The organism is Rheinheimera soli, assembly GCF_021290985.1.
Taxonomy (GTDB): Bacteria; Pseudomonadota; Gammaproteobacteria; order Enterobacterales; family Alteromonadaceae; genus Pararheinheimera; species Pararheinheimera soli.
In genome coordinates this window covers 21,270-34,007 of record NZ_JAJOYU010000008.1, presented here as the reverse complement: position 1 = coordinate 34,007, position 12,738 = coordinate 21,270, and the positions used below count along the sequence as shown (strand labels likewise).

At 48.3% G+C, this 12,738-nt stretch carries 14 protein-coding genes; 3 read left to right on the top strand and 11 right to left on the bottom strand.

Translation table 11 applies throughout. The features are described from left to right. Positions 1-2: 2 nt before the first annotated feature. From moaD to LSG37_RS07485, 9 genes are read right to left on the bottom strand one after another with little or no spacing between them, the layout of a single operon-like run. The gene (gene moaD / locus LSG37_RS07525) at positions 3-251 is read right to left on the bottom strand and encodes a molybdopterin converting factor subunit 1 (RefSeq protein ID WP_233079301.1); all 249 of its coding nucleotides are present in this window, start codon (positions 249-251) and stop codon (positions 3-5) included. Continuing rightward, complete coding sequence (moaC, locus tag LSG37_RS07520; protein WP_233079300.1) at positions 244-747, bottom strand: cyclic pyranopterin monophosphate synthase MoaC; 504 nt, start codon at positions 745-747, stop codon at positions 244-246. The genes moaD and moaC overlap by 8 nt, the downstream gene beginning before the upstream one ends. Then, positions 747-1,295 (bottom strand): molybdenum cofactor biosynthesis protein B, encoded by a 549-nt coding sequence (gene moaB, locus LSG37_RS07515; RefSeq protein ID WP_233079299.1) that lies wholly within the window; start codon positions 1,293-1,295, stop codon positions 747-749. Before moaB ends, moaC begins: the two co-directional genes overlap by 1 nt. Continuing rightward, entirely contained in the window at positions 1,268-1,870 is a 603-nt protein-coding gene (mobA, locus tag LSG37_RS07510) for a molybdenum cofactor guanylyltransferase (RefSeq protein WP_233079298.1), read from the bottom strand. The genes moaB and mobA overlap by 28 nt, the downstream gene beginning before the upstream one ends. A gap of 9 nt (positions 1,871-1,879) precedes the next feature. Beyond that, positions 1,880-2,887: a GTP 3',8-cyclase MoaA gene (gene moaA, locus LSG37_RS07505; RefSeq protein WP_233079297.1), complete on the bottom strand. Its 1,008-nt coding sequence runs from the start codon at positions 2,885-2,887 to the stop codon at positions 1,880-1,882. A gap of 15 nt (positions 2,888-2,902) precedes the next feature. Next, entirely contained in the window at positions 2,903-4,123 is a 1,221-nt protein-coding gene (locus tag LSG37_RS07500; protein ID WP_233079296.1) for an NAD(P)/FAD-dependent oxidoreductase, read from the bottom strand. 11 nt (positions 4,124-4,134) lie between these two features. Continuing rightward, positions 4,135-4,980, bottom strand: a complete 846-nt coding sequence (locus LSG37_RS07495; protein WP_233079295.1) for an ABC transporter ATP-binding protein — start codon at positions 4,978-4,980, stop codon at positions 4,135-4,137. 9 nt (positions 4,981-4,989) lie between these two features. Beyond that, positions 4,990-5,976: an ABC transporter permease gene (locus LSG37_RS07490; RefSeq protein ID WP_233079294.1), complete on the bottom strand. Its 987-nt coding sequence runs from the start codon at positions 5,974-5,976 to the stop codon at positions 4,990-4,992. 12 nt (positions 5,977-5,988) lie between these two features. Beyond that, complete coding sequence (locus LSG37_RS07485) at positions 5,989-7,347, bottom strand: CmpA/NrtA family ABC transporter substrate-binding protein (RefSeq protein WP_233079293.1); 1,359 nt, start codon at positions 7,345-7,347, stop codon at positions 5,989-5,991. A 57-nt stretch (positions 7,348-7,404) separates the two neighbouring features. Between LSG37_RS07485 and LSG37_RS07480 the strand changes: the two genes are divergently transcribed. Together LSG37_RS07480 and LSG37_RS07475 are read left to right on the top strand one after the other, a co-directional pair. Next, on the top strand, positions 7,405-7,563 hold the full coding sequence (locus tag LSG37_RS07480; protein ID WP_233079292.1) for a hypothetical protein: 159 nt from the start codon (positions 7,405-7,407) through the stop codon (positions 7,561-7,563). 208 nt (positions 7,564-7,771) lie between these two features. After that, entirely contained in the window at positions 7,772-8,503 is a 732-nt protein-coding gene (locus LSG37_RS07475) for a FadR/GntR family transcriptional regulator (protein ID WP_233079291.1), read from the top strand. Positions 8,504-8,544: 41 nt separating this feature from the next. Here the strand turns inward: LSG37_RS07475 and araD1 are convergent, their stop codons facing one another. Both araD1 and LSG37_RS07465 read right to left on the bottom strand, forming a co-directional pair. Beyond that, complete coding sequence (gene araD1, locus LSG37_RS07470) at positions 8,545-9,540, bottom strand: AraD1 family protein (protein ID WP_269836516.1); 996 nt, start codon at positions 9,538-9,540, stop codon at positions 8,545-8,547. Between the two features lie 178 nt (positions 9,541-9,718). Further along, positions 9,719-10,678 carry a glycoside hydrolase family 43 protein gene (locus LSG37_RS07465; RefSeq protein ID WP_233079290.1) on the bottom strand — a complete coding sequence of 320 codons (960 nt, stop codon included), beginning with the start codon at positions 10,676-10,678 and terminating at the stop codon, positions 9,719-9,721. A gap of 294 nt (positions 10,679-10,972) precedes the next feature. Here LSG37_RS07465 and LSG37_RS07460 point away from each other — a divergent pair, with 294 nt between their 5' ends. Beyond that, entirely contained in the window at positions 10,973-12,712 is a 1,740-nt protein-coding gene (locus LSG37_RS07460; protein WP_233079289.1) for an IlvD/Edd family dehydratase, read from the top strand. Positions 12,713-12,738 lie beyond the last annotated feature (26 nt).

The window sequence follows — 12,738 nt, the reverse complement described above, 5'->3', positions numbered from 1 at the left end:
GCTTAACCTCCTGTCACCATGGGAAAAAAAGCTACTTCATCACCTTGCTGCAGTGGATGATCCTGACCTACTAATTGTTGATTGACGGCCTGCAGTATTTGCCGCTGACAAAGCTGACGTAACCAGACAGGGCTGGTTAACGCCAGTTGTTGTTTTAGCTCTGCTACAGTCAGAGGCCCATTCAGGGATAACTCCAGTTCACGGGTTGCCAGCTCTTCACGCAAACTGGCAAAAAACACCACTTTAAGCATCTACAGTCTCCTTTTGTACATGCGGCGTCTGCCATAGCCCGGATTTGCCACCTTGTTTTTCCAGCAGTTGCACAGCACTGATCTGCAAAGCTGGATCCACAGCTTTGACCATGTCGTACAAGGTTAAAGCTGCAACACAAACTCCTGTCATGGCTTCCATTTCAACGCCAGTGTTGGCTGTGACTTTGCAGCAGCACTGAATGCGGATTTGGCCTTTATTCTGGTCCAGCTGAAAATGCACCTGCACCTGACTCAGCGGCAAGGGGTGGCACAAAGGGATCAACTGGCTGGTTTGTTTGGCGGCCATAATGCCGGCCAGACGGGCTGTGGCCAACACATCGCCTTTGATGACCAGTTGTTGTTCTATCAGCTGGATCACCTGACTGGTGGTTTGCAGCAAAGCTGTGGCTGTGGCTTGTCGGGTGGTCACGGCTTTTTGGCTGACATCCACCATAAAGGCCTGACCCTTGCTGTCTAAATGAGTGAATGCGTGCATCAGGCGCTCCTTGGTTGACATAAAGCCGCAGTAGAGGCTTTTAAATGGGGCACTAAATTACAGGGCTTATGCCGGGAGTCGAGCTGGTCCTGTAAAATCAAATCCCAGCCTGTGGCGCAGGCGTTGGGCGATCCAGGCAGGCAGACAATCAGGGTTTTATTCGCTAAACCCGCTAAAGCGCGGGATTGAATAGTGGAGCTGCCGACCTGCTGCCAGCTGAGTTGCCGGAAGGACTCACCAAAACCAATAATTTCTATATCCAGCAAAGGTTTGACCGCTTCAGGTGTCGAATCTCGGGCGGTAAATCCTGTGCCTCCTGTCAGCAAAATCACCTGAATAGCAGGTGAAATAATCCACTGCGAGATCAAAGCCCGTATCTGATACAAGTCGTCTTTGACAATACGCCGCTCTGCCAACAGGTGGCCTGCCTTGGTTAAACGTTCGGCCAGGCAATCGCCTGAACTGTCGTTATCTGGTGTTCTGGTGTCTGACACCGTCAGAACGGCCACAGATAAAGGGGTTAATACGCTGCTGAACTGAAAGGCCATAAATTCTCCCTGACGCTTTGATGCTGGCGCCATTCTGTGATGGTATTGAGGTTAAAAAGCTGCTCCGGTGCCGGGCAGGGTGTTTGAAGCACTTGCCATTGCTGCTGCAATTGCCGGAGTGAACAGCCGGAGCCGCCTTGTTGTAGTTGCAGCTCCAGATAGTCGAGCAATGCTTCAGATCGGCGCAGCACACAAGGCAAAGTGCTTTCGGCAAAAGTGCTGACATCGCCTTGATGACGTTGTACTAAAGTTTCCAATAACCTGGGGCTTAGGCCCGGCATATCCACAGGGATCACCAGATTCAGCTGATATTTGCTTTGGCTTAAACAGGCATGAATGCCAGCCAGTGGCCCTTTATCAGGCCAGTGATCGGCAATGGCTCCGGCTCTGTTGCCACTTAATAAAATTTCGCTGGCACCGGATTGGATCAGCACCAGTTGTTGATGTTCCAGCAAGGTTGGCGCTACCCCTTGCCAGCAATAAGCTGAAGCCTGATAGCGTAACAAAGCTTTGTCTTGCCCCATCCGGCTGGACTTGCCACCACAAAGTAAAATGGCCCCAAAGTTCTCAAGCATTATTGCTCCTTAACCACCTATCATGGCGAAGTTCCGGGTGGCGCCCGGGTTCTGCTGATGTAAAAAATGGCTGGCTTTTTTCTGCTGTACTTGCTGTTGCAGCCAACCTTTGAGTAGCTCTGTGGGCTGGCTCAACCAGGGCCGCAGGTTTTGATGCTGTTCGGCAAATAAACACAAAAACAACTGGCCTGTGCTGGACACTCTTAATCTGTTACAGCTGTCACAAAAATCCTGTTGATAAGGGGTAATAAAACCTAAACGACCCAGATAATCCGGATGCTGGTATTCGCGGGCTGGCCCTGCAGTGGCGGTTTTTGTTAACACTGTCCAGCCTTGTTGTTGCAGCTGGTGTTCCAGCGCTTGGGCGGATAAATGCTGCGTACGAAAAAAGGCCGAACCTGTTTGGGTTTGCATCAGCTCGATAAAACGTAAGGCCCAGTTTTTTTGCCGTACCAAAGCCTGAAAATCAGCCAAAGCTGCGGCATTGTGTTGTTTCAACAGCACAGTGTTCAGTTTAATGCTGTCAAAGCCCAGGCTGTCAGCAAGCTCCAGCCCCGCCATGATCTGCGGCAATTTATCCTGGCCTGTCACCAGCGCAAAAGTTGCTTCATCCAGACTATCGACACTGACCGTCAGTTGATCCAAACCTGCTTCACGCCAGTGCCTGACGTCTTTTTGCAGCCGGTAGCCATTGGTACTTAAAGCCACTGTCTGAATACCGGGAATAGCTTTGACTGTAGAGATAATGCTGGTTAAGTCTTTACGTAAGCTGGGCTCTCCGCCTGTGATCCGTACTTTGCTGGTGCCCAGTTCAGCAAAAGTGGTCACCAGCTGTTTAATTTCCTGCAGATTTAATTCGGTTTTAGCCACACAACTGCTGCCATCCGGCAGGCAATACAGGCAACGGAAATTACATTGTTCGGTAACAGATAAACGCAGATAACCGAAGCTGCGACCAAAGCTGTCGGTCAAGGCTTTGTTGTTGCTGGCTGAAGTGGATAGTGGCTTGTGCTGCATGACGGATCCTTTTTTCTACGCTGCTTGCTGTGCAGGGCCAAATAGCAGCTCCGTACTACAACTGACAGCTTTTTGCTGATTAATCAGCTCGGCATAAAAACCGGACAAGCTGGTATCGCCTAGACAAACAGCTCCCACCAAACGGCTCTCTTTATCCAGCCAGAGCCTGCGATAGTCATGGTGCTGCTGATCCTGATAACAAAACTGCTGTAAATCCTGTTGCTGCAATAAGGCGGGAATATCACCGCAGGAGCTTAATTGAATGCCGCTGATTTTTAGCTGTGTGCTGCTGTCGGACAGCTGATAACCGGCGTTTTGGCCTGATAATACGGCGGCTAACACTTGTGCCTGAGCGGCGATAGGGGCCACCAGACCAAAAGTATGTTCACCAAACTGACAACATTCACCTAAAGCAAAAATATCAGGGTCTGAACTTCGTAGTTGCGCATCGACACAAATGCCCTGATCTGTTTTTAATCCGGCCTGTTGTGCCAGTTGAATATTCGGCGTGATGCCAAGGGCCATCACCAGTACATCAGCCTCCAACTGGCGGCCATCCGTAAGCACCACACCACTAAATTTTTGATCCTGCTGCAGCAATGTTGATACTGAAGCATGGGTGTAAATAGTCAGGCCTCTATGCTCCAGCTGTTGCTGCAATAAAATCGCAGCGGCTGGGTCCAGTTGGCGATTCAGCAGATAACCGCTGCGCTGCAACAAGCTGACCTGCATGCCTTGTTTACGTAAACCCTCAGCGGCTTCCAAACCTAAAAAACCACCACCTAACACCAGCGCTTTACCGCCTTTGGCTGCGACTTGCCGTAGTTGTTCTAAATCCTGCCAGTTTCGGAAAGTACAAAGCCCTGGCAGTGCTGTTTTTGCATAAGGTGGTGTGGTGGCTTCTGCACCAAGGGCCAGCACCAGTTGCTGATAACGCACTACTAAACCACTTCGGCTAATCAGTTGTTTATTGTGTTTATCCAGATGCACTATGGCATCGCCCAAAACCAGTTCAATCTGATGCTGCTGATACCAGTCGGCAGGACTAAGTTCTGCAGCTTCGTCAGCCAGTTCACCCGCCAGTAGAGACGACAGCAAGACTCTGTTATAAGCTGCTTTGGTTTCAGCACCAAACACCAGAATACGGGCAGGTCTGTTGGGGTGTTGCACCAAATCGGCCAGCAATTTGTGGCACGCCATACCGTTACCAATAATGACTAAATCTGCGTCTGTCATTTGTCGCTCCTTCAAGCGCTGGCCTGAGTTTTACTTTGCTGTTTTTCCGCTCTTTTACTGCCCAGATCTTCCACTTTGCGCTGTTTTTCATAAAGGAAGCTCAGCACCTGATGACGATAATGGTTATAGCTGGGGTCATCGGCCAGTTGCAGTCTGTGGCGCGGGCGTGGTAAATCGACTGTTAAAATTTCGCCTATAGTGGCGGCTGGGCCATTGGTCATCATCACAATGCGGTCAGATAACAACACAGCTTCATCCACATCATGGGTGATCATCATCACAGTGGTATTGAGCTGAGCCTGAATTTCCATTAACGAATCCTGCAAGTGAGCACGGGTTAAAGCGTCCAAAGCGCCAAAAGGCTCATCCATCAGTAGCACTTCAGGTTGCATCGCCAAAGCCCGGGCTATGCCCACCCGTTGTTTCATACCGCCTGAGATTTCGTTGGGTCTTTTATCCAGTGCATGGCTCATATGCACCAGCTCCAGGTTGTGTTCCACCCAATCACGGATTTCCGCTTTGGTTTTTTTGCCGTCAGACTGCTGTTTTACCGCAAGCTCAACGTTTTGATACACAGTCAGCCAGGGCAATAATGAATGGTTCTGAAACACCACAGCCCGCTCAGGGCCTGGTTCTGTCACTTCTTTGTGATTTAAAATTACCCCACCTGCTGTTGCTTGATGTAAACCTGCGACAATATTCAGCACTGTGGATTTACCGCAGCCTGAGTGGCCTATCAGGCTGACAAACTCGCCTTTTTTGATATGCAGATTGACGTTTTGCAGCGCAACAAAAGGGCCTTTTTCAGTGGGAAAACTGATACCGACCTGAGTCAGTTCTAAATGTGTTTTTTGCATAACAAGCTCCTAGCGGCTGACCGCAGTTTTATCCCAGTTCACTTTGCGCTGTAGCATCAACATCAGCCGGTCTAACGCAAAACCCAGCAGGCCTATCACCAGCACAGCCACACAAATGCGGCTTAATGAATCGGATGAACCGTTCTGAAACTCATCCCAGACAAACTTGCCAAGGCCGGGGTTTTGCGCCAGCATTTCGGCGGCAATAAGCACCATCCAAGCAATGCCCAAAGACAAACGTAAGCCGGTAAAAATCATAGGCACAGCAGAGGGCAGAACTATGATGCGCAGGTGACGCCACCAGCTTAAGCGCAGCACTTTGCTGACATTGAGTAAATCCTGTGGCACCTGACTGACGCCTACTGCAGTGTTCAGTAAGGTTGGCCAGAGTGAACACAGCATCACAGTACAGACCGAGACCACAAAAGAGCGGCTGCCCCAGGCTGAGCTCAAATCCACCGAGCTGACTATTAAGGTCACCAGCGGCAACCAGGCTAAAGGTGAAATAGGTTTAAACAGCTGGATCAGTGGGTTAAACACCTGATACAAGTTGCTGCTCAGTCCAATCAAAATGCCAAGCGGTATTGCGATTAAGCTGGCGAGCACAAAGCCAGTTAACACCGTTTGCAGGCTGGTCAAAATTTGTGAAAAAAAGGTTGGTCTGGCGCGGTAGGGCAAGCTGGTCAATTCAGCCGTTGGATCTTCAGCCAACGCAGCGGCATGACGTTCCTGCTGACGTAGATAAAACGCACCTTCACGTTGTTTTTCAGCCTGGTATTCGTCGACTAACTGCGACCACTGAGCAGCCGCCTGAGCTGGTCCGGGAAACTGACCCAAAGAGGTTTGGATTTGGCTGGACGCCAGTTGCCAGCAGAGTACAAACACCAGCAGGCCGCTTAAGGTCAACAGGCTTTGTTTCAGCTGTTTACGCCAGAACAGAGTCGAGCTGAACTGGTTTTGCCATTGGCTTAAGGCCGGGTGTTTCAGAATATTCATCAACTACTCCTGTTAGTTTTTGGCTGTGGCCATGTTTGGCGTAGCAGCGCTTTGTTGCCCAATGGCAAACTGCTGCAAATAGGCGTTAGGCTGACTGGGGTCAAAGGCTTTACCGTCGATAAAGCTGGACGCTTTGCCTGGTCTGGTTAAATAGGTGGCTGTAAAATCAACAAAGTCGGTCGTTTTTAGTTTGCCTTCGGCTATCAGTGCAGTCGCAGCTTGTTGGTAAGGCTCTGGCTGAAATACCTGCTGAGCTTGTTGCAAATACCAGGCATCGTCCTGAGCTTCAGCTATTTGGCCCCAGCGGCGCATTTGGGTCAGATACCAAATCGCATCGGCATAAAAGGGGTAGGTGGCGTGATAGCGGAAAAACACATTAAAATCCTGCTGCTGGCTGGCTTTGCCTTGTTCAAATTCAAAGGTGCCTGTCATGCTGCGGCTTAAAATGCCGACGTCAGCGCCGACATAATGCGGCTGAGAGATCATTTTTGCCGCTGCAGCTCTGTTGGCATTGTTGTTTTGATCCAGCCAGTAACCTGCACGCAATAAGGCTTTAATCAGTTTGATATGGGTATTGGGATTGGCTTTGGCCCAGTCTGCGGTGACGCCCAATACCTTTTCCGCCATAGCGCCATGTAGCTGTTCATTGGTCACCAGCACCACACCTAAACCTTTTTGTACCGCTTGTTGATTCCAGGGCTCACCGACACAAAAGCCCTGCAAAGTACCAGCTTCCATAGTGGCTGGCATTTGGGGTGGTGGAGTCACAGAAATCAGTAACTGCGCTTGCAACTGGCCTGAGTTATCGCCTTGCTCTGGTGCATAAAAACCAGGGTGAATACCGCCAGCAGCCAGCCAATAACGCAGTTCATAGTTATGGCTGGAATAAGGAAATACAGTACCAAACTGCATGGTTTTGCCTTGTTCGGCATAAGCTTTCAGCGTTGTTTGCAGCGTGGATGCTGATTGTGCCTGACCTGCAGCTAATTTTTGCGCCGCCGGCACTTGATCCCAGATGGTTTTAGAGACGGTGCAGGCGTTGCCATGTAAATCCAACACCAGACTGGTTTGTAGCCTAGCCTGACTGCCTAAACCTGCAGAGGCAGCCACCACTTGGCCTGCCAGCATATGAGCTGCATCCAGTTGGCCGTCTGTTACTCTGTCCTGTAATACTTTCCAGTTGGCCTGCGCTTCCACGCTGACAAATAACCCTTCGTCTTCAAAATAACCTTGTTCCAGCGCCACAGCTAAAGGTGCCATATCGGTTAGTTTGACAAACCCCAAACGCAGATCGGTTTTTTCTGCAAGAGCAGCCTCTGTCTGACTCAGGCAACAGGCGCCGAGCAATAGAGTAAGAGTTAAAAGTCTCATAGGTTTTCCTCAAAAAAAAACGCCATCTGTCTGGCCCCGAAAACCGGAGACAAACAGATGGCGCCTTTGCCAAAAGATGATTATTTAACCGCAGCCAATGCGATAACAAAAACAAAGCAGCTCTTATGCCAGCTTTTAAATCCTTATATTTTTCATTGGATTAGGTTGGTTTGTGTTGATGTTGTAACAGTGAAATATCGAAAGCTTGCGCTGTGATTGTGCAAAAACGCACCAAGGCGGAACAGCAAAGGTGGCTATTGCTATTTGCTAACCTAATGCCTATGATTTTTTCGCGCTTATCATGAAAAACTAATGAAATCAGACTGCTGTTAAGCTTTTTAACAGTAAATCGGTTAACATAAATCCTATTGTAGTAAGAATTTGGTTTTGGCCTGAATTGCAGGTCGATGTTTAGGGGATCTGCATGGCAAATCAGTTAAAAAGCCGGCCTCAAAGTATTCATGGCTGGGTGGCGGAAGAATTAGGCACTCGTATTGTCAGTGGTATTTATTCACCAGGTGAATATATTCCTAACGAAACTACTATAGGTGAAGAGTTAGGCGTGTCCCGCACTGCGCTGCGTGAAGCTTTTAAAATTCTGACCTCCAAAGGTTTACTGGAATCCCGGCCTAAGTTGGGTACCCGCATTCGGCCGCGCAAGCACTGGAATATGTTCGACAGCGAAATTTTAAGCTGGTGCTTTGAATCCAAACCATCACCGCAGTTTTTTATCTCTTTATTTGAAATTCGCGAGATTTTTGAACCAGCAGCTGCTGAGTTGGCTGCGAAAAACCGTAGCGAAGAACAATCAGCTACTTTAGGCGCAGCCTACGATGCGATGGAAAAAGCTGAAATTGGCACTGATGCTGTGTTCTCAAGCGATTTGGAATTTCATATGGCGGTACTGGATGCCACGAATAATGAATTTATGATCTCGCTAGGCATGACAATACAAACGGCTTTGATGGGCTTGTTCCGTTTAAGTAGTGCTATTGCCGAAGAGTATGTTGACTCATTGCCTGGCCATAAAGCTGTGTATCAGGCGATAGCTGCAGGCGATGCCGCTAAAGCAAAAATAGAGATGTTCCAGTTGCTGGCTAAATCGAAAGAAAACTTGGAATATGCGCTGAAAAATCTGGCAAAACAGCCGGAGTAGATGATTGCAGGCAGAGTCTGAGACTCTGCCTGCCGAACGTTTTAAAGCGCCTTCACTTTCAAAGGTTGTTTGCTATCTACAGCCAAAGCATTACGCAGCGGCAGACCAAAGACAGGTGCTTCAATTTCAAATACGTCACCAGAGCGAGTTTCAATACCATCACCCACACTTAAAGTGGCAGTACCAAAGTAATGCAGGTGGGCATCACCTGGGCGGCAAAATAAATCATATTTAAAGTGGTGATGTTCCAGATTACTGATGCTGTGCGACATATTGTCTTCGCCACTAACAAAAGCTTTTTGCCACAGCAGTTTACCGTCACGGTAAATGCGAGATGTACCTTCAATATGAGCAGGTAAATCCCCCAGCAGCAATTCAGGGCCCACAGCACAAGGCCGTAATTTGGAATGCGCCAGGTATAAATAATTCAGTCGTTCGGTTTTGTGATCGGAGAACTCATTGCCTAAAGCAAAACCTATGCGCCATGGCTGGCCTTCAGCGTCATTGATATAAACACCAACAATTTCAGGTTCTTCGCCACCATCTAAAGCAAAAGAAGGAGATAGCAGCGCAGCTCCGGGGGGGACCACTATGCTGCCATCTCCTTTATAAAACCATTCAGGTTGTACACCGGTTTCACCTGCAGCAGGTTTACCGCCATCCAGACCTAACTTAAACATTTTCATGGTATCAGTCAGTTCAGCCACTGCTTTGCCGCTGGTTTGGGCATGCATAGTAGCGCGGGTATCAGCGCTGCCTAAATGCGTCAGTCCTGTGCCTGTCACCAGCAAATGCGCATTGTCCGGATGATCAAAAGGCGCCAGTAAACGGCCTTCGGTTACTATCGCCTGATAATCCAGTCGCTGGTCACTGACCAGTTCTGTCACTAACTGCTGCAATGGCTTTTTAGCAGCCAAAGCCTGATTTGCCAGCTGATAGACGGTTTGAATCTGACTTAAAGGCTGAACCTCTGTGCTGGATAACACCAGAGCCACAGCGCGTTGCTGCCCTGGTGTCACAAATTGAATTAAACGCATCGCACATCCTCGTTAATTTTATATTTGTATTACAATAAGATTAATATCTGTTTTCTGCTACCTGTTGTCAAGCAGAACCATAAAACCTAGGGGCGGGGTTTATCCCCGCCTGTCTAATGACACCGCGATGCCCATGGACGGGCCGGGACAAGCCGCGGCCCCTGCCCAGCCCGCCGCATCAGTTCTGATCTTTATCTAAACCTTCACTGGTCATAATGACCCTTTTCAAAGTGCCATCTTTATTGTAATAAAGGCGGTCAACTGCGACTGAACGACGGAATTCGCCACCATCAGGCTGAGCTGCGCCTGTGTGATAAAAAAAGTAATCTTTGCCTTTAAATTCAATAATGGCCTGATGGTTAGTGGGGGAGTTGCCCGCTACTTCATTCAGAATGTCCTGATAAACCCAAGGCCCTGTGATTTTTTTGCTGGTGGCGTAGACAATTTTTTCTGGAAAACCCGAAGCATAAGACAGGTAATACAAATCGGCTTTTTTATGCACCCAAATGGCTTCGGTAAAATTGGGTAAATCCAGATTATGGATAGGGCCATCCAGCTCTGTCATATTGGCTTTGAGTTTGGCGTAGCGGGCTTTGGTATTACCCCAAAACAAATAGGCCTGACCGTCGTCGTCAATAAAGACCGATGGGTCTATATCATCCCAGTCGATGTGGGTGTCGGTCGTCATATCGTTGGTAATAAGCGCAGTGCCGCGGGCATCTTTAAATGGCCCAAGCGGTGAGTCTCCTACAGCAACACCAATGGCAAAACCATTGATAGTGGCGTGGCGTACTGTGACATACCAATAAAACTTACCCTCTTTTTCAATGACCTGCGAAGCCCAGGCATCGCCCTTCGCCCAGCTGAAATCTTTGGCTTTAAGCTTAGCGCCATGAGCCTGCCAGTTTTTCATGTCTTTGGATGAAAACACTAACCAGTCATTCATCACAAAAAAGGTCTTATTGTCTTTAGCTTCATCATGGCCTGTGTACAAATAGACGGTATCACCGACCACCAAAGCGGCCGGATCTGCAGTACGTACATCGGTAAATAACGGATTGGCAGCCCACAGGCTGCTGCTAACCAGACTGAATAATCCGGTGAACAGTAAAATGGTAAAAATCTGAACGTTTTTCATAATACCCCTGTCGTGATTTAATAATAATTATCTTATAGTATTACCAATATACCCAAGTAACTTCAATATGCAGAATTCAGCGCATCTGGTCACTTGGGTATACGACCAATTTGAGCCAGATGTGCAAAAGTTGCACAAATCAGGGGCAGAGAAAAAATTCTAATTAAATCAATGCAGAGTGAATAAATCTGCACAGCTTTGGTGAAAATTTTTTACGAACTGCTTGAACTTTGGCTTCAGCTTGATGTATTAGTAATACAATATTATTAAATCAAATTGCTTCAGGATTCAACTATGGCCCAAGACGAAAAGAAAAAAGTGCAGCTTCGCTCTGCCAGCTGGTTTGGTACTAACGACAAAAACGGTTTTATGTATCGCAGCTGGATGAAAAATCAAGGCATTCCTGATCATCACTTTCAGGGCAAGCCAGTGATTGGGGTTTGTAATACCTGGTCTGAGTTGACGCCTTGTAATGCACATTTTCGTCAAATTGCTGAACGGGTCAAAAACGGCATTCGTGAAGCAGGTGGTATTCCGGTTGAATTTCCGGTGTTCTCCAACGGTGAATCCAATTTACGTCCAACCGCCATGTTAACGCGCAACCTGGCGGCTATGGATACTGAAGAAGCGATTCGTGGTAACCCAATAGATGGTGTGGTGCTGCTGGTCGGCTGTGATAAAACCACTCCAGCCTTATTGATGGGCGCGGCCAGTTGTGACTTACCGACCATAGTGGTCACAGGTGGCCCTATGTTAAATGGCAAACACCACGGCAAAGATGTCGGCTCAGGCACGCTTGTCTGGCAGGCGCATGAAGAATACAAAGCTGGCCGTATTACGCTGGAACAGTTTATGGATATGGAGGCCAGCATGTCGCGTTCTGCCGGTACCTGTAACACCATGGGCACGGCTTCTACTATGGCTTGTATGGCTGAGTCTTTAGGCACCAGTTTACCTCACAATGCCGCTATTCCTGCTGTAGATTCACGTCGTTATGTGCTGGCGCATTTATCCGGTATGCGTATTGTTGATATGGTGCATGAAGATTTAAAACTGTCGAAAATTCTGACTAAAGATGCCTTTATTAATGCCATTCGTACCAATGCCGCTATTGGTGGTTCCACCAATGCAGTGATCCACTTAAAAGCCATAGCGGGTCGTATTGGGGTGGATTTGTCTTTGGATGACTGGTCACACGGCAAAGGTGTTCCTACCCTGGTGAACCTGCAACCGTCCGGTAAATACCTGATGGAAGAATTTTATTACTCAGGTGGTTTGCCTGCAGTGCTGCGCCGTTTAGGCGAAAACGGCATGCTAAATAACGATGCGTTAACGGCCAACGGCAAAAGTATCTGGGACAACGTCAAAGACTCTGAATGCTACAACGACGATGTGATCCGCACTATGGACAATCCGCTGGTCGCCAGTGGTGGCATTTGCATTTTACGTGGCAACTTAGCACCTCGTGGTGCTGTGTTAAAACCATCAGCCGCCAGTCCGCATTTATTAAAACACCGCGGTAAAGCAGTGGTGTTTGAAAACTTTGATATGTACAAAGCCCGTATTAATGATCCTGAATTGGATATTGATGAAAACAGCGTGATGGTGCTGAAAAACTGTGGACCAAAAGGCTACCCAGGCATGGCTGAAGTCGGCAATATGGGCTTACCTCCTAAGGTGCTGCAAAAAGGCATTAAAGATATGGTGCGTATTTCAGATGCCCGTATGAGTGGTACAGCTTTTGGTACTGTGGTATTGCATGTGACGCCTGAAGCCATGGAATTAGGGCCTTTAGCTGCGGTGCAGGAAGGGGATTATATTCAGCTGGATGCACACAATGGTGTATTGCATCTGGAAGTGTCGGACGAAGAAATCGCCGCACGTTTAGAGAAATTAAAAGCCACGCAGGTGATTATGCGCACTGGTGGTTATATGGAAATTTATCGCGAACGGGTATTACAGGCCGATGAAGGCTGCGACTTCGACTTTTTAGTCGGCTGTCGTGGTGCAGCGGTACCGGCTCATTCGCATTAGTTTAGGCTTTACGCCGGATCGGCCCT